At 44.9% G+C, this 17,198-nt stretch carries 18 protein-coding genes and 1 pseudogene; 16 read left to right on the top strand and 3 right to left on the bottom strand.

The features are described from left to right. The first annotated feature begins 189 nt into the window (after positions 1 to 189). From ABEW73_RS20265 to ABEW73_RS20250, 4 genes are read left to right on the top strand one after another with little or no spacing between them, the layout of a single operon-like run. A complete protein-coding gene (locus ABEW73_RS20265) occupies positions 190 to 864 on the top strand; it encodes a GDSL-type esterase/lipase family protein (protein WP_430168252.1) in 675 nt (224 codons plus the stop codon). 35 nt (positions 865 to 899) lie between these two features. Next, positions 900 to 2,306, top strand: a complete 1,407-nt coding sequence (locus ABEW73_RS20260) for an MBOAT family O-acyltransferase (protein WP_430168190.1) — start codon at positions 900 to 902, stop codon at positions 2,304 to 2,306. A gap of 12 nt (positions 2,307 to 2,318) precedes the next feature. Next, positions 2,319 to 3,458, top strand: coding sequence for a DHHW family protein (locus ABEW73_RS20255; protein WP_430168193.1), 1,140 nt, complete (start codon positions 2,319 to 2,321; stop codon positions 3,456 to 3,458). 5 nt (positions 3,459 to 3,463) lie between these two features. Next, entirely contained in the window at positions 3,464 to 3,958 is a 495-nt protein-coding gene (locus ABEW73_RS20250) for a DUF4358 domain-containing protein (RefSeq protein WP_430168196.1), read from the top strand. Positions 3,959 to 4,090: 132 nt separating this feature from the next. Here the strand turns inward: ABEW73_RS20250 and ABEW73_RS20245 are convergent, their stop codons facing one another. The 3 genes from ABEW73_RS20245 to ABEW73_RS20235 are packed head-to-tail and all read right to left on the bottom strand — an operon-like array spanning position 4,091 to position 7,372. After that, positions 4,091 to 5,569, bottom strand: coding sequence for a serine hydrolase domain-containing protein (locus ABEW73_RS20245; protein ID WP_430168199.1), 1,479 nt, complete (start codon positions 5,567 to 5,569; stop codon positions 4,091 to 4,093). 46 nt (positions 5,570 to 5,615) lie between these two features. Continuing rightward, complete coding sequence (locus tag ABEW73_RS20240; RefSeq protein WP_430168201.1) at positions 5,616 to 6,713, bottom strand: ATP-binding protein; 1,098 nt, start codon at positions 6,711 to 6,713, stop codon at positions 5,616 to 5,618. Next, positions 6,698 to 7,372: a response regulator transcription factor gene (locus ABEW73_RS20235; RefSeq protein ID WP_430168204.1), complete on the bottom strand. Its 675-nt coding sequence runs from the start codon at positions 7,370 to 7,372 to the stop codon at positions 6,698 to 6,700. The genes ABEW73_RS20240 and ABEW73_RS20235 overlap by 16 nt, the downstream gene beginning before the upstream one ends. 386 nt (positions 7,373 to 7,758) lie before the next feature. Here ABEW73_RS20235 and ABEW73_RS20230 point away from each other — a divergent pair, with 386 nt between their 5' ends. From ABEW73_RS20230 to ABEW73_RS20175, 12 genes and pseudogenes are all read left to right on the top strand, one after another. Beyond that, positions 7,759 to 8,124 (top strand): DUF2089 domain-containing protein, encoded by a 366-nt coding sequence (locus tag ABEW73_RS20230; protein WP_430168205.1) that lies wholly within the window; start codon positions 7,759 to 7,761, stop codon positions 8,122 to 8,124. Positions 8,125 to 8,202: 78 nt separating this feature from the next. Next, positions 8,203 to 8,634, top strand: coding sequence for an SHOCT-like domain-containing protein (locus tag ABEW73_RS20225; RefSeq protein WP_430168208.1), 432 nt, complete (start codon positions 8,203 to 8,205; stop codon positions 8,632 to 8,634). A gap of 6 nt (positions 8,635 to 8,640) precedes the next feature. Continuing rightward, positions 8,641 to 8,985, top strand: coding sequence for a hypothetical protein (locus tag ABEW73_RS20220; protein WP_430168211.1), 345 nt, complete (start codon positions 8,641 to 8,643; stop codon positions 8,983 to 8,985). 394 nt (positions 8,986 to 9,379) lie between these two features. After that, the gene (locus ABEW73_RS20215) at positions 9,380 to 10,420 is read left to right on the top strand and encodes a Cfr family 23S rRNA (adenine(2503)-C(8))-methyltransferase (RefSeq protein ID WP_430168214.1); all 1,041 of its coding nucleotides are present in this window, start codon (positions 9,380 to 9,382) and stop codon (positions 10,418 to 10,420) included. A 164-nt stretch (positions 10,421 to 10,584) separates the two neighbouring features. Next, positions 10,585 to 10,848: a CD3324 family protein gene (locus tag ABEW73_RS20210; RefSeq protein WP_076321494.1), complete on the top strand. Its 264-nt coding sequence runs from the start codon at positions 10,585 to 10,587 to the stop codon at positions 10,846 to 10,848. Positions 10,849 to 11,295: 447 nt separating this feature from the next. Next, complete coding sequence (gene rplD / locus ABEW73_RS20205; protein WP_430168254.1) at positions 11,296 to 11,895, top strand: 50S ribosomal protein L4; 600 nt, start codon at positions 11,296 to 11,298, stop codon at positions 11,893 to 11,895. A gap of 389 nt (positions 11,896 to 12,284) precedes the next feature. Then, positions 12,285 to 12,641 (top strand): HesB/IscA family protein, encoded by a 357-nt coding sequence (locus ABEW73_RS20200; protein WP_430168217.1) that lies wholly within the window; start codon positions 12,285 to 12,287, stop codon positions 12,639 to 12,641. A gap of 16 nt (positions 12,642 to 12,657) precedes the next feature. After that, the gene (locus tag ABEW73_RS20195; protein WP_430168219.1) at positions 12,658 to 12,945 is read left to right on the top strand and encodes a hypothetical protein; all 288 of its coding nucleotides are present in this window, start codon (positions 12,658 to 12,660) and stop codon (positions 12,943 to 12,945) included. 422 nt (positions 12,946 to 13,367) lie between these two features. Next, positions 13,368 to 14,645: a cytosine permease gene (codB, locus tag ABEW73_RS20190; RefSeq protein WP_430168221.1), complete on the top strand. Its 1,278-nt coding sequence runs from the start codon at positions 13,368 to 13,370 to the stop codon at positions 14,643 to 14,645. Continuing rightward, positions 14,614 to 15,882 (top strand): cytosine deaminase, encoded by a 1,269-nt coding sequence (locus tag ABEW73_RS20185; RefSeq protein WP_430168224.1) that lies wholly within the window; start codon positions 14,614 to 14,616, stop codon positions 15,880 to 15,882. Before codB ends, ABEW73_RS20185 begins: the two co-directional genes overlap by 32 nt. Positions 15,883 to 16,063: 181 nt before the next feature. Continuing rightward, positions 16,064 to 16,366: pseudogene (locus ABEW73_RS20180) on the top strand (helix-turn-helix domain-containing protein); the annotation flags it as partial. Between the two features lie 4 nt (positions 16,367 to 16,370). Further along, positions 16,371 to 17,141, top strand: a complete 771-nt coding sequence (locus ABEW73_RS20175; RefSeq protein ID WP_430206397.1) for a cytochrome P450 — start codon at positions 16,371 to 16,373, stop codon at positions 17,139 to 17,141. The last annotated feature ends 57 nt before the right edge of the window (positions 17,142 to 17,198 follow it).

Below are 17,198 nucleotides of genomic sequence, written 5' to 3'. Positions count from 1 at the left end.
ACGAAAGTTTGATATCATCTGCACCTTATCTTTATCTCCGGCGATTACACTTTTTTCAGGAGGAGGAGAGAACGTATGTAGAATGGCAGCTCGCTGATCATCATCCTTTAGTCTCCGCTGGTGATGGCAAGCTCCATACTGGACGGAATTTTAGAATCTAAATTTAAATTAAAGAGAGGAACATATTACATGAAAAAAATAGTTGCAACACTACTCCTTGGGAGTATTACACTTGCTTTAGCAGCATGCGGAAACGAATCCACAAGCTCGAGTCCGCAGCAACCGACCACTCAAAGCCAAGGACAGGCAACGGAATCAAAAGGCTCAGAAACCGCGTATCAAGCACTCTTCCAGAACAGCGTATTTTTTGGGGATTCCATTACGGAGGGTTTATCTTTCCATGATGTGCTGAAAGAGGAGAATGTTCTGGCAGGCGCAGGAAAAACGGCGGAATTCGCACTTGAAGATATGGATGAATTGACCAAGCGGGCCCCGGAACATATCTTTATCCACTTAGGTTCGGATGACATTTTATGGCCAACGGATAACCCTAAAGCCTATTCTATGAAAAACTATGCGAAACTGATCGGTACGATCAAGGAAAAACTTCCACAAGCCCAAATAACCCTTTTATCGGTAACTCCGGTAACGCGGAAAGCGGAAGAGCTGGAACCGAGATACAAAAATATCAACGATTATAACCAAGGCATAAGAGAGCTGGCAGAGAAAGAGAACATTGGATTTGTTGATTTATCCCCCGTATTCTCAAACGACTCAGATGATTTGTATGACTCGGACGGCATTCATTTTAAACCGGAGTTTTACACAAGAATGTTGGACTTGCTCAAAGATCAAGTGGAATAGCATGCAATGGATCAGCCAATTTGGGGGTGTACATATTGGTCTTTAGCAGCCTAATATTTCTGTTCCTCTTTCTGCCGATCACCCTTCTGATTTATTACGTATCTCCGATGAAATTTCGAAATGCAGTCCTACTTGTCGTCAGCCTGATTTTTTATGCATGGGGAGAGCCGTTATACATTTTCATCATGATCTTCTCCACGGTCTTCGATTATATCAACGGGCTGCTGATCGATAAGTATAGACATCGCAAGCTGATTGCCAGATCGATTTTTATCGGTTCGATGGCCGGCAGTCTGGGTATTCTCGGGTTTTTCAAATATGCTAATTTTGTGGTGGAAAATATCAACCCGTTATTTCATCTAAATATCCAAGTGGCCGATTTGCCACTACCTGTAGGCATATCATTTTATACGTTTCAGACGATGTCTTATATCGTTGACGTCTACTTGGACAAAGTGCCCGTGCAAAAGAATTTCATCTCTTTTGGGGCGTATGTGACCATGTTCCCGCAGCTTGTAGCCGGTCCCATTGTTAAATACGGCGACATTGCGGGGCAGCTCGTTTCCCGTAAGGTGTCGCTGGACCGTTTTGGCGAAGGTGCAGAGCTGTTCATCAGAGGACTTGCCAAAAAAGTGCTGCTGGCCAACAATATTGGATTATTGTGGACAAGTGTTAAAACGACGCCGATCGAGGAATTGAGTGTACTATCCGCCTGGCTTGGCATTACCGCATTCACACTGCAAATCTATTTTGATTTCAGCGGATATTCTGATATGGCCCGCGGACTAGGCAAAATGTTCGGATTTGATTTCATGGAAAACTTTCGTTATCCCTATATTTCCAAAAGTGTAACCGAATTTTGGAGGAGATGGCATATTTCGCTCGGCAGCTGGTTTCGGGAGTACGTTTATATACCGCTAGGCGGAAATAGGTCAGGGCATATGAAGCAGCTCCGGAATCTATTGATCGTATGGTTTTTAACCGGTTTATGGCATGGCGCCAGCTGGAATTTTATCGTATGGGGCTTGTATTTCGGTTTCTTTGTGATGATCGAGAAACTATTGCTTCTGCGATGGCTGGAACGCAGATTCGCTATTGTCGGCCATGTCTATACGCTTCTTGTCGTCATCATCGGCTGGGTTTTGTTCGAAATGGACCATTTGGCTTCTGCTGGGCGTTTCATCGGCGTGATGTTCGGCTTCGCTGGGCATGGTTTTGCGGATCAGCAGGCGCTCTACGATTTGTCTGCGAATGTTGTATTACTAGTCGTATTGGCATTCTGTGCGACTCCGCTTCCGGGAAAGATGTTATCCTTCATAAAGGAAAAATGGAGAATGGCGGGTATAATCACCGTTCCGGTTATCTATTTTCTATTCATGGTTCTGTCGACAGCGTATTTGGTCAATGCAACCTACAATCCGTTTTTATACTTTCGATTTTAAAAGGGGACAGCTATGGACAAATATGACAAAATCAACCGGAAGTTGCTGGCCTTATTGCTGCTGATATTTATAGGAGTCATCACCGCTCACAATCTTGTGGCGCCGGAGCGTACATTTTCGGAATCTGAGAACCGGATGCTGGAGCAGTTGCCGCATTTCTCGCTGAAAGCATTGGTGTCTGGAGCTTTCACTCTTGATTTCGAAAAATATGTGTCCGACCAATTTGTTTTCAGAGACTTTTGGATCGGGGCAAAAACCGATACGGACCGCATGATGGGGAAAAAGGAGAGCAACGGAATTTATATCGGCAAAGACGGGTATCTGATTCAGAATTTTATTCCCCCGGCAGAAGAGGATTTAGAGGAGAAGGTTGATGCCATTCATGCGTTTGACCACGCCACGCCCGCGTTACACAAATATGTGATGCTGGTGCCAACGGCAGCGGCTCTGTATAAAGATAAGCTCCCGAAATATGCTATGGTCGGCGATGAAGAAGCGTACCTGGAAAAGGTCCGGCGCTTGCTGCATTCCAATATTCGTTTTGTCGATGTGTTTCCCGCTTTATTTGCTGAACGGGAGCAACCCATTTTTTATAAAACCGATCATCATTGGACGACTCAAGGCGCTTATGCCGCCTACCTGGAGCTTTGCAAGCAAATGGGACTGACACAGCTGAATAAGGAAGAGTTTAATATTTGGCAAGTAACCCGTGAATTTTACGGCTCGCTGTATTCAAAAAGCGGTTTCAGGCATGTACAACCCGATCGTATGGAGCTGTATCTGCCAAAGGATCCAGAGAAATATACCGTAACGTATGTAGACGAAGGGAAGACCACGGATTCATTGTATGCGCTGGAACAGCTGCAAAAGAAGGATAAATACGCGATGTTTCTAAACGGTAACCATGCGCTTATCCAAATTAAAACGTCTAATACGAACGGGAGAAAGCTGCTGGTGGTCAAAGATTCGTATGCTAACAGCCTCATTCCTTTCTTATTAAAACATTATAGCGAAATACATGTGATAGACCTTCGGTACTATGAGGAAGATTTGACATCGTTCGTGAACGAACAGGGGATCCAGGAGATGCTATTGCTTTATAATGCGAATACGTTTTTTGAGGACCCATCCATAACAAATTTAACGGAGTGATCAAAATGAAAAAACAATGGACAGGGAAAGGAAGTTTTTACCCGGTTATGCTTGCATTCGTCGTCGTAATTGGTGTTTTGTCCGGTTGCTCAGGCAAGGATGACAAGACACAAGAACATCTGTCGGCCACCGAAATCGGCAAAAGTATCGAACAGGCAGTGAGCCTAAAAGAAATGAAAAAGCAGGATCTGAATAAGCTGCAGAAATTGTATAAGATTGATGCAGACAGCGTGGATGATTTTATCCTTTATACGTCAACATCGAATGTAAAAGCTGATGAATTGGCCGTCATCAAGCTAAAGGATGAGCGTCAGGCAGAAAGCGTCAAAGAGAATATGGAGCAACGAATCGAAGCACAAAAAATAAAATTCAAGGATTATCGACCAGATGAATACTTTCTGGTCGATCATCATGTATTAAAGACGAAGGGGTCATTTGTCTTTTTCGCAGTTTCTACAGAGGCAGATCAAATGGAACGTATGTTTGACGATGCATTTTAACACAATGCCTAACTTAGAGCGGTAGAGTCCGTATCAAGCGAAGCTATGGATTTGGAACCATCGTGGAAAGGGCCGGTGAAACCCAAGATGTGGAGTGAAGAGAGGGAACCTGTTGTTGGCTTGGATGTCGCTTTATCGCTTGTCAGCCTTCAATTGGCCATTCTTTGTGTGGTTGAACATAGATGTTATATAAGCAGCCAAATGCACAAGATTGACAAGTGACCATACAACAAGCCATATGATGGGTGACGACAGGGTAGTCCAGAGGCCGAACCAAGGCAGCACGCGTCCTCCGCCGATAAACGTTACTAGTGGGGAGAGGGACAACAGAATTAGGATAGGAATCAGCCTTCCGACCATGATCAGAATCAAATTAATGGTTCCTAGCCGTTTCTTCCTCCGGCGGATACGAACATAGCCATACGCTCCCCATACAAGCGTCGTGAGGATCAGCACAATCATGATGGTTTCCATGTTTCGGTCGTTAAAAAAAGAGATTTCGGGCTGCTTTCCCCTCATAATATCCGAGATCCCATCGATAAACGCCGAGTAATTCACAAAAGCGTTCAATCCTGAATTAAACATCACCGCGATCCCGATCTGCTCGTCCAAATAAACCGTTTCTTCCGACTTGTACGTCCAGAAAATCCCGCTGTGGGAGATCGTTCGACCGCCTGATTCATCTTGATCTACGAGCCAACCCATGCCATACGGTGCAATGTCTCCGGCTGAATGAAATTGATTCATCAGCGCCGGGGGAAGAAAGTTGCCGCTATACTGGGCAATCATCCACTTGGACATGTCTCCCGCGGTTGAAACGATACCTGCGGGACCGTCAATAAACCACAGCGGCTCCGAGTAACTCAAGGAACGACCTAGAATCGAGTAATGACCCGGTGGGATAGCTTCATTCCCATTGATTTGCTGCGTAGTGCTGACACTGAAGGTATGGTTCATACCCAGAGGTTTAAAAATATGACGATCCAGGTAATCCCAAAAACGTTCTCCGCTTATTCTTTCTACGAGGTTCGCCAACAGCACGTAGTTGGGATTATGGTAGCTGTAGGTTGTTCCAGGTTTATGGGCGAGCTCAACATCGTTTAATAACCGGTTTGCCACAAGCAGTGATTGGAATTGCGGAGTCCTCGTCATATCGGGATTTGTTCTGTCGTTAAGGCCGCTGGTCTGATTCAATAAATGTCGGACCGTAATGTCACGGACACGGGAATCCCGAGGCGAAAGTTCGGGAAAATAGGAAACATAAACCTTATCCAGATCAATCCGACCTTTACCTACCAGCTGCAGCACGGCTAAAGCGGTAATGGACTTGCTTAGCGAAGCAATGGGAAAAGGTGTATCATTCGTAATGCTTTGGCCATCAGCAAATGTACCGTAGCCTTTTGTATAGAAGACCTCGTCGTTATGGGATATCGCTACAGACGCACCTCCGATGTGATTGGCCTTCATGCTCCGAATCATGTATTCGTCAATGTCCCCCAAAGTTTCGGTACGGTCTCGGACTTCCAACGCGGATACGGGCTTCGCCAACACGTTCCATAACAGAAGCAAGCAGGTAATTGCGATCAGCATTCTTTGTTTTGTTTTCGGCATCATAGCACTCCTTCATTCGTGATAAGGAAATGCTAACGGATAATTTTCAACTATTTATCAACTCCATTCCAAAACTCGCCGTCACGCACCCACCACCGTGAGTTCTATTTTCGACCTGCAGGCTCCCATCATGTATTTCGCAAAGCACCTTGCAAACATAAAGTCCTAGTCCACGATGTTCGGTCGCATCCCACACCTCCCCGCGGTAAAAAGGAAGCGCAGCCTTGTCCAAGGCTTCGTCCGAGAAACCGGGTCCGTCGTCCGTGACGGTAATATTTATTGAGTCATCCTGGATGACATAACAAGCGTTCACCTGACTGGTTGCGTATCGCGCCGCATTGGCTAGCAGATTCTCGAAAACCTGCATGATGACATGGGCATCTACGTTTATTTCGGTATTTGCGTTTTCGATGGAAGAGACGAAGCTTTTGCCGAGTTGTGCAGCAATTTGTTCGGCACTGTCGTTCAGCAAAACCGTCAACGAGATCATATCCATCGGTTGGCGATGCAGCGGGACGTCCTCCAGCTTCTGAATCGAGTTCATGGCCTCCGCATAGTTTTCCAGACGCACGATGTGAAGGTTCATGGTATGGATCAGGTCCAGCACCTTTTCTTCTGACAACTTCTTCTCGGGGTAATAGGTGGCGAGAAACTCCGCGTACCCTTTCAGCACAGATAGGGGCGTCCTCAGATCATGGGCGAAAATCGCATTGAGCTGCTTGCGCTCCTCAACCGAACGCCAGATTGCCCTTATATTTTTTTCCAATTGTGAGCGCATGTTTTCAAAAATGGTGATCAGCTCGCCCATCTCGTCTCGGCTGTCATAGGAGATGCGGAAGTCTAGATCGTTGGCCGAAATATTCTCGGATGCTTGCTTCAATATCTCCAGCGGACGTTTTAGTTTCCATCTGTAAAATAGAATGGCCATGGTGACAATTCCGAAGGCCACGGTCAGCAGTACCGCCGCGACGAGGCAGGGCAGAATCCAAGCGGTCTCACCAAAACGCAGCCGGAGGTTCTCTGCCCAGGCGAACTCTATCGTGATGATGGCCAGTACGGCAAAGAGCGTGAGAACGCATAACAGGATAAACGATTGCAGCAAGGAAAGTCGTTTTAGCAGCAGCCTATTCATGATCTCGACCATTTGTATCCTACTCCCCAAACCGTCTCGATTCGGTTATCGCAGCTGTATTCCTTTAATTTGGCGCGAATTCGTCGAATATGCTCCGCGATAACGCTGCTATCGCCTTCTTCGTCAAGACCCCAAATTTTTTCGTAAATGCGCTCCTTCTCAAACACCATGCCGGGATTCAAGGACAGCAATTCGATAATATCAAACTCTTTTTTAGCCATAGGAATGCGTGTATCCTGGAAATAGAACTCTCGGGACGTATAGTTTAGAATCAAATCATTGTTAAACCGCACCGAGGTTTTCGTTTGAATTCGCTGTTCCCTGCGCAAATGCGCTTCGACCCTGGCGCCGAGCTCACGAATACTAAAAGGTTTCAGGATATAGTCATCGCCTCCTGCCCGAAAGCCGGCTACTTTATCGGCATCTTCGACTCGAGCGGTTAAAAATAAGATTGGGCACGAGACGAAATCTCTGATGATTTCGCATACTTCAAGGCCGTTCTGCCCAGGCATGTTGATATCGAGCAAAACGAGATCGGGTCCTTGTTCTATTTTTTCCAGCGCCTGCCGGCTGTCCTTGGCCGTCATAACGAAATACCCGTTGATTTCAAAGTAATCGGTCAGCAGCTTTCGAAGATCCGCTTCATCGTCCACGATCAGTATTTTATGCATTCATGCTTCATCTCCCGTTTCCAATGTTTGATAACAGCATAGCAAAGATGGTCTGACAGACCAATCCGTTTTTTACCGGAGGATAAGAAAATGTAGCTTAAGGAGTCACCAACTCGCAGCTTTTTTGTTATAGGAAGAGTCCCACTTAAGTGATCGAGGTTTTGGAAAAGAGTCACATCGAGTCAATAGGATGAACCCGGTTGAAACTGGGCTCCATCCTGATGGATCCGTCGAGGCTTTCTTTTTTGAATAAAGCAGTTTAAATTTTTTGGGATAATAACTCACAAAATAAATAAAATTAATAATAAAATTAAATAAATTAATTTAATATGCGTTTACAAATTAAATGTATTGATTTATAATTCAAAAAAAGAAAGGAGTAGAGTATGAAATATCCCATCATCACACAGTGTCCTGTATGCGACCATCCGCTGCACGCCGTCAAGCTGGAATGCGGACATTGCCGGACGACAATTGAGAACACATTTGAATTATCGAAGCTGGCTCTACTCTCGCCCGAACAGCTCCATTTTGTGATCACCTTTCTAGTAAACAGAGGCAATATAAAGGAAGTGGAGAAAGAGCTGGGTATATCTTACCCGACGGTGCGGGGCAAGCTCAATGATATCATTGCAGCCCTCGGATATGATACGCGGAAGAAGCCGGAAGTTGATGAGAAGAAAGTCATTTCCATGCTGGAGAATGGCGATATCACCGCGGATGAAGCGGTCAAAATGTTGAAGGATGAATGAGCCTATGCTTCCGAAGCGAGTTTTTACGAAGCCGATTCAGGAAGCATCGTTCACAAAAACTTTTAGGAGGAAGAAACGATGAAAGAAGAAATCAGTAAAGTGCTGTCCATGATGCAGGAAGGCAAAATTGATTCTGACAAGGCTTCGGAATTGATCGACGCGCTAAAGGAGAAGCAAACGGCTCATCCATCACATGCCGTGCAGGTGCTGGGGAAACCCGACTATTCGAAGAAATTCTCACCTTCATCCGGCGGTTATTTAGACAAAACGTTGAAAATACGGGTAACCTCCCAAGAGAACGATAATGTCACCATCAATTTGCCGATTAAACTGGTAAAGGCTGTTCTCGGAGCGGGGCACAGCATTGCGTCTAATATTCCGCAGGCCGCGAAATATGTGAAAGATATCGACATCGACCTGCTGATCGATGCAATCGAGAACGAGCTTGACGGGCAAATCGTTGACATCCGCTCCGGTGAAAAGGATACCGTCACCGTAGTGATTGAGTGATGGATCATGATGATTGTGAAGGTTAAGAGCAAGGAGCACGCTTTTACGATTCCAGTCCCATATGCCGTATTGCGTATGGGGAGCGGTATCATTACTTCCAATTTAGTCCAGCGTAAAATGAAGGATTGGCTGAGCAGGCACGATGGACACGCGGGTGAGCACTTGAGCCGGAAGGATGATTTCGATTCGGACAGCAGCCGGTTCGGGATTGAGCTGGTGCTGTCGATTCTCGAAAACGAAAGCACGAAGCAAGCGATCAGGCAGCTCATCAAGGAGTTGCAAGGTTGCAAAGGGACGGTTCTGGTCGATGTCCAGACTCAGGACGGCACGGAAGTGTTGATTAAATTGTAGGCGAAGCTTTCATTTATCGCGTCTCTACATATTGCCAGAACCAAAGAAGGCAGAGATATAACGTAAATGACAACACTTCTTGACCGTAAGTTATAAATTGTGTTAAGTTTTTCATGTGATTACAATGATGAATTTGAATGGGAGGGATAAAGTGATGACTGCTTCTGAAATTGTAGATGTAAATGTGAACCTGTCATTTAAGGCGATGTTTGATCAGGTTCACAAAATAACAAATCAGATACCGGAACTTTATCCTTCTATGCATATATACAGTTCGTGACTTATTTATAGGTAGTCTCTTATTTCTGTATAGGTATAGTTAGGTTAATGTACGCAAAAAAGCACCGGTAAGCTGGTGCTTTTTTGCGTTTTCTCCGTTTAAAGGGAGATAGATATGAAGCATTTATCGAAGTATGAGAAAATTCGTAAGATCTTATCGGCTCTAAAGCAACCGAATTATAGATATTCGCAAATAACAGAGGCAATCTTCAGGAACAGGATTGGAACTTTTGAAGCAATGAACAACTTGCCTAAACCATTAAGAAATGAATTAATCAAAGAGCTTGGGAACAATGTGTTAAGCATTACACCAAAAATGGAGCAGAAATCGAATCAAGTTAGTAAAATGCTGTTTGCCATCCCTGGCGATGAATACATTGAGTCCGTAAGGCTAAGTTATAAAACGGGATGGGAATCCTATTGTATCTCTTCGCAGTGTGGTTGCGGATTTGGTTGTACATTTTGTGCTACGGGAACACTTGGTTTGAAAAGGAATCTCACAACGGATGAAATAACGGATCAACTTCTTTACTTTACTTTGAATAACTATCCCTTGGACAGTGTGTCCTTTATGGGGATGGGAGAGGCACTCGCAAACCCATATGTATTTGATGCATTGCATATGCTGACGGATCCTAAACATTTCGGTTTAGGACATCGAAGAATTACGGTTTCCACAATAGGTATATTACCTGGAGTAAAAAAGTTGACGAAGGAATTTCCACAGATTAATTTAACCTTCTCCCTACATTCACCGTTTAATGATCAGCGAAGTGAGTTAATGCCAATTAACAACCATTTTCCATTGGAAGAAGTTATGACCGTGTTGGATGAGCATATTCAACAAACGAAGCGAAAGGTCTACATTGCTTATATCCTGCTGAGGGGTATCAACGATTCAACTAAACATGCTGAAGCTGTTGCAGATTTGTTGCGTGGCAGAGGGTCATGGGAACATTTATATCATGTCAATCTAATCCCTTACAATTCTACTGATGCCACATCACAAAGTTTTGTAGAGTCGGATCAGAACAGCATCAATATGTTCCTTAAAATCTTGAAGTCAAAGGGGATTAACGTTACCGTCAGGACCCAATTTGGATCAGACATTAACGCAGCATGCGGCCAACTATATGGATCAAACGGGAAAATTTAATAACTCGATCAACTGACCAGGGGGAATACAATGTCCCATAAAAATACATCGATAACACATGTGATTCTCCATGCAGAGCCGGTTTTCAGCATTTGCATGGAGTAGCCAACAAAATTTAAACTGGCTTTGCTACTTGAACTATAATTTCAAGGAGTGAGTCGTTCGTGAGATATATTAATGCTACTGTCGTCTTGCCGGAGGAACTAGTTGAAAAACTGCAGGATTATATACAAGGAGAATACCTCTATATACCCGCTAAAAAAAATGAACATAAAGTCTGGGGAGAGCTGTCCGGCGCACGAAAAGAGATTAACAAAAGAAATAATGATATTCTGAATGCATATTTAGCTGGCGCTTCAGTCGAGGAACTCGCAGAATCATTCTTTTTATCAACCTATGCCATCAGAAAAATAATATATCAGAAATAGATGCCTACTTTTCCCTTCAAGAGTGCTAAACACGAGCACTGTTACTCTTGAAGGGATTTTTATAATGAAAAGAAGAAATCTGCACTCTGAGTACACACTACATGTTAATTAGCATTAGTTCTGAGTTAACAAATATAAAATACTACAGCATCGTTTTGTATATAGATCATGAATTTTCTATCTGTTATCGTGTAAATGTAAGGGGCACATTGGGTATTAACCATTTAAATTTGCACCAAGAGGGGGTCGAAGTGATGGATGTTATCGTGGATACTTCGATTGTAATATAAGTGAGTAGAAAGAAAATGTTGATATTCAAAATCCAATAAACTACTGATTATCATGATTTCTGCTCACTTTTGAGCTGTTCGTTCCTATAATGAAATCCACTTTTTTACGATGATAATCAGGAGGTAGCTAAGTTTGTTAAACTTTTCTATTTATAATATGGAAGGTAAAATTACGGGTGAAATGGAACTTGAAGAATCCATCTTCGGTATTATCCCCAACGAATCGGTTCTGCATGAAGCTGTTGTTAACCATCTTGCGAACAAGCGTAGCGGGACACACTCGACTTTAACTCGTGGCGAAGTTAGAGGGGGAGGCAGAAAACCCTATAAACAAAATAAAATTAATAGATCTCGAGCGGGTTCCATTCGTATGCCGCACTGGCGTCACGGAGGTATCGCGTTCGGTCCCAAACCTCGTGACTATGGATATCGTCTCAATAAAAAGGTTAAACGTCTTGCGATCAAATCAGCTTTATCCGCCAAAGTACAAAATGATGAACTCATTGTAGTTGACCATATTAAGCTTGAAAGCTACAGGACAAAAGGTATTGTCGCGATGCTTAAAGCTCTTCATGCCAATAAGAAAGTGCTAATTGTAACACCTGAGGTGGATCACATCGTGTATAAAAGTGCAAATAACATTCCAGATGTGCAGACCACTGAAGCCAACTCGCTAAATGTATATGATATTCTTAATTGTGACACGCTCATTATAGCTAAGGATGCTATAAATATAGTTACAGAAGTCTATAACTAAAAAGCACAATTGGAAATGGGGTGATGAAGAAAAGTACAAGGCCCATATGAACTTTTAGAGTCGCAGAACAACGATCTTCAAATGGATAAGATCCCCTTCAAGTAGACTGTGTGTAAAAGCACATTAAGTTCACTTGGAGGGGATTCTTCTTTTATGAACCCTGTAAATGCAGCTTCTTCCACCTGATAGAATGTACTCAATCCGTTCGACAGTAACATCATATCCAAGAACATGTTGAAACAATTGCAATTCGTTCTTACGCGAACCAGCACATTTTAAACAAAAATGTTGACAAAGTCAAAAACGAAATGTACCGTATACTTTGTAAAGGGAAATGTTTACTAAGTATCCGAGTTCAATATATACACAATCATTTGGAGGGACATGCATTGATTCAGATCACTGAAACAGCTTCAAGAAAAGTAGCCGAAATAATTGCAAACGAAAACATTCCTAATTCGTTTCTCAGGGTAGGCATTGAAGAAGGGGGCTGCAGTGGACTATCTTACACGCTTACCGTGGATGAATTGCAAGGAGATAGAGATATCATACTGAACCAAGGAGAGTTCCGCATCCTGGTGCATGCTAATAGCGTTGAGTTCATTGAAGGTCTTGTCATTGACTATGAAGAAAGCGGGATGTTAGGCGGCTTCACCATGAATAATCCCAATGCAAAAGCTTCTTGTGGATGCGGAGCTAGTTTCAGAATGGCGAATTATCGTGGCGAAGTTAAAAAATGCGATTAGAGAAGGAGAAATATGAATGAAGTCACTGGTAGTATCTGATAGAGCAATCTATTCTTTTAAGCATGACTGGGGCTTGGAAGAGGGACAACACGTAAGAATTTATGCTAAATACGCAGGTGGAGGTTCAGATGCTTTCACGGTGGGGCTAAATGCCAATACAACACCGATCGATCCTGTATGGATTCAATCCATAGAAGGGATTCATTTCTTCATAGAGCATACGGATGCATGGATTTTGGAGAAGCAGCTTCTTCAAATCGGTTGTGACGAGGAAGGGATAACTTTAGATAGAATAACGTATTGAATTTCCGGGTTGTGCCCCTGAATCACTATGACAAATCCGCAAATATTCTTATAACAGAGTATTGGAGATACGAATGTTGAGGCGAGCAATTATTTTTAAAACTATTTGGAGCTATACATAAGGAAAACTGATTAAGAGGATTTGAACCATTGGATAATTATAACATTGACAACTGAAGGTTTTTCCAAAATAATAGAATGTAATTGAATACTGGTACCTTTAATTCAGTCCAGAGAGGCTGGCAAGGGCAGCGGATTTTTATAATCACGCGAGGAACAGTGCGTATTCCTTCAGGGGATGCTCTGCGTCTTCGCGCGGGTTATGATGTGTAAAAGAGGCTACTTGTCAGTTTGAGAACTTGACGAGTAGCCTTTTTTTTCTGCTTCTTTGGTATCAGAACACTTTAACCTGGAGGTATTCTGATGAGCAAACAAGATCAAGAGTTTTCGTGGGAAGCGGTACCGAAAACGCAGAGAAATCATTTTTGGAAGACGTTATCCGTCATGTTAGGGTTCACTTTCTTTTCGGCAAGCATGCTGGCAGGGGGGACGCTCGGAGTCGGCTTGACGTTCATGGAGTTCATAGGAATCGTGCTTGCGGGCAATTTGGCACTCGGCATCTATACGGGAGCGCTGGCACATATCGCTGCCAAAACGGGCCTTTCCACGCATTTGCTGGCAAAATATGCGTTCGGTGAGAAAGGGTCGTACCTGCCTTCGTTCCTGCTCGGCTTCACGCAAGTTGGTTGGTTCGGCGTCGGCGTCGCCATGTTCGCCATACCGGTCGCCAAAGTGATGGGTTGGAACGTGTACCTGTTGATCTTCCTGTTTGGTCTTGCCATGACGGCATCAGCCATTTTCGGCATGAAGACGCTCGTCATTCTGGGCTATATTGCGGTTCCGGCTATTACCATTCTCGGCGGTTACTCCATGTTCGAAGGGGCAGGCTCCTTGGGCGGGCTGCAAGGATTGCTCGATTACACTCCGACCCAGACAATCACCGCGGCAGCGGCTTTGACCATTTGTATCGGGTCATTCATAAGCGGCGGTACGCTGACACCCGATTTCGCCCGGTTTTCCCGTACGTCCCGGCAGGCGGTTACCGCAACGGTCATTGCGTTCTTCCTGGGGAACTCACTTATGTTCCTGTTCGGCGCAGTCGGCGCAATGGCATATAAGCAGGCAGATATCTCGGAGGTCATGTTCCTGCAAGGCTTGATCATTCCCGCGATCATCGTACTGGGGCTGAATATCTGGACGACCAACGATAATGCCCTTTACGCTTCCGGACTGGGATTTGCCAACATCACGAAAATTTCGAAAAAGTTTTTCGTTATTGTAAACGGCATTGTAGGTACCCTATTGGCCATGTGGATGTACAACAATTTCGTCGGTTTCCTGAATGTGCTGGGCGCGGCGATCCCGTCCATCGGGGCCATCATCATTGCGGACTACTTCTTCGTGAAGCGCAGAAACTATAAACCGTTTGCCGACATGACTTTCAAGAAGGTAAACTGGATAGCGATGGTAGCTTGGGCCATCGGCGTTGCCTTCGCCCAGCTGGCTCCGGGAATCACGCCATTGAACGCACTGATCGGTACGGCAGTGGCCTACATCGTGTTAATGCTGGTCGTTCCAGCCAAAGAATCCAAAGAAAAGGGGAAAACAAATGATTATACAGAACGCAAAATTGCGGGGTAAAGAAGGTTTATGGAATATCGTCGTGAAAGACGGGAAGTTTGAACAAATCACGCAGTCATTGGAAACAACTACAAATGAGGAAGTCATTGACGTGGGCGGCTCGCTTGTGCTGCCGCCGTTCATTGAACCTCACATTCATCTGGACACAACATTAACGGCGGGCGAGCCGGAGTGGAATTTGAGCGGAACGTTGTTCGAAGGCATCCAGCGATGGTCAGAACGCAAGGCGTTCTTGACGCATGAAGACGTCAAAACGCGCTCCAAAACGGCATTAAAGTGGCAGATGGCGCAGGGCATCCAACATGTACGGACGCATGTAGACGTCACCGATCCAAGCTTGACCGCAGTTAAAGCAATGCTGGAAGTTAAAGAAGAAATGGCACCCTACATTGACATCCAGCTTGTCGCTTTCCCGCAGGAAGGCATTCACTCCTACCCGAACGGAGCGGAATTGCTGGAAGAGTCGCTGAAAATGGGCGTTGACGTGGTCGGCGGCATTCCGCACTTCGAATTCACGAGGGAATATGGCGTTGATTCGATGAAGGTTGCGTTTGACCTCGCCGAAAAATACGACCGTCTCATCGACATCCATTGTGACGAAATTGATGACGAGCAATCCCGTTTCGTGGAAGTCGTGGCCAAAGAAGCCTACGAACGCGGACTGGGCTCCCGCACGACGGCAAGCCACACGACGGCGATGGGGTCATACAATGATGCATATACGTATAAATTGTTTAGATTGCTGAAGATGGCTGACTTAAATTTCGTCTCCAATCCTCTGGTCAACATCCACCTTCAGGGACGCTTCGACACGTATCCGAAAAGAAGAGGGCTGACTCGAGTCAAAGAGCTGCAGGAAGCCGGTCTTAATGTATGCTTCGGTCACGATGACATCTTTGATCCATGGTATCCGCTAGGTACGGGCAACATGCTTCAGGTGCTGCACATGGGCATCCATGCATCGCAGTTGCTAGGTTACGATCAAATCGTGAACTCGATCGATCTCATTACGAAAAATAGCGCAAGAACGCTGCATATCGAGGATGTGTACGGTATTGAAGAAGGCAAGCCTGCCAACTTTATCGTTCTTGAAGCGGAGAACGAATATGAGGCTATACGCAAACAGGCCGCAGTGCTTTATTCGTTCAGAGGCGGCCGCAAAATCGCGGAAACGAAGCCACGAGACACGTCGATCGTTCTTGAGGGCAGTTCAGAGAAGGTCACTTTCAATAAATAATCTATCATGCATTAAAATCCGCGGGTTCCGCGGATTTTTTTTGATTTAACGATGCTAGTTCTTAGCTCAGAGGGAGGGTTTGGGAAGGCCAACCGCATAACGATTCTCTCCGATAAGAGAAAAAACATCGAGAAACCTATTTTTCTCCATGCTACAATGAACGCCATGGAGGTGCACATCCATGGACTATGAGCAAAGAATTCAATCCGTACTTAATTATATTGAAACGCATGTGCAGGAAGACATTCGGTGTGAGTCGCTTGTAGCGTTGGCCGGCTTCTCTAAGTCACATTTTTTGCGCGTGTTTGAGGCGTACACCGGCTTCACCGTCATGTCATATGTACGCGGTCGCAAACTAGATCTTGCTGCCGAACGATTAAGGAATAGCAATGATAAAATAGCAGAGATAGCATATGACTACGGCTTCGAATCCCATGATGTATTCGGAAGAGCTTTCAAACGCGTGTATGGAATAACACCAGAAAACTATCGGAGGGGACGGTTTCTTTTGCCTACATTCCACGCTGTTCAACTCGCACAGCAGGATTATCGACGCTCGGCGTGCAGAAGGCGAAGAGGATCAGCATGGAGACCTGCTCTCGATCCTGATGAAGGCAAGCCAGAATACAACCGGCAAGAGAGTAACGGAGGAACAACTGCGCAACCAAGTCATGAATATTTTTGTGTCAGGCCAGGGAACAACGGCAAGCACCTTAGGATGGACCTGGTATTTGCTGGCTACCCATCCTGAGGTAGAAGCGAAGTTTCATGAAGAATTGGACAGGGTGCTTCAGGGGCGTGATCCGGAACTGTCCGATATGGCGTCTTTGACTTATTTGCGGCAAATTATTATGGAGTCCATGCGCAAGTTCCCTGCCGCTTGGACCATTGGGTACGATGCCGTAAATAAGGTGCAAATCGGGAAATGGGAATTCGATCCAGGCGATGGCTTTTTTATGAGTCAGTATCTGATGCATCGGAATCCCAAATATTTTGATCTGGTAGAGGACTTTATTCCGGAGCGCTGGACCGAGGAATTTATTCAGCAGCTCCCGCAATTTGCCTACTTTCCTTTCGGAGGAGGAGCGCGTTCCTGCATAGGGAATCATATGGGCATGATGGAAGTAACCCTGGTGATGGCCACCATCGGCCAGCGTTACCGTCTGGAAATGCTGAATAAGGAACCTTTGATTCCCATGCCATTAATTACCCTTCGGCCTAAGAATGGAGTTCAGATGAGGGTCGTATCACGAGCATAAGGAAAAGCGCAAAAAAGCCGACTTTGGGTTAACCAATGAACTGCACCCCAATTTTTA

It is taken from the genome of Paenibacillus lautus (assembly GCF_050482385.1).
GTDB classification, from domain to species: domain Bacteria; phylum Bacillota; class Bacilli; order Paenibacillales; family Paenibacillaceae; genus Paenibacillus_AQ; species Paenibacillus_AQ lautus_B.
Note: the sequence above shows the minus strand (reverse complement) of the source record. Positions and strands in the feature narration are given on the sequence as shown.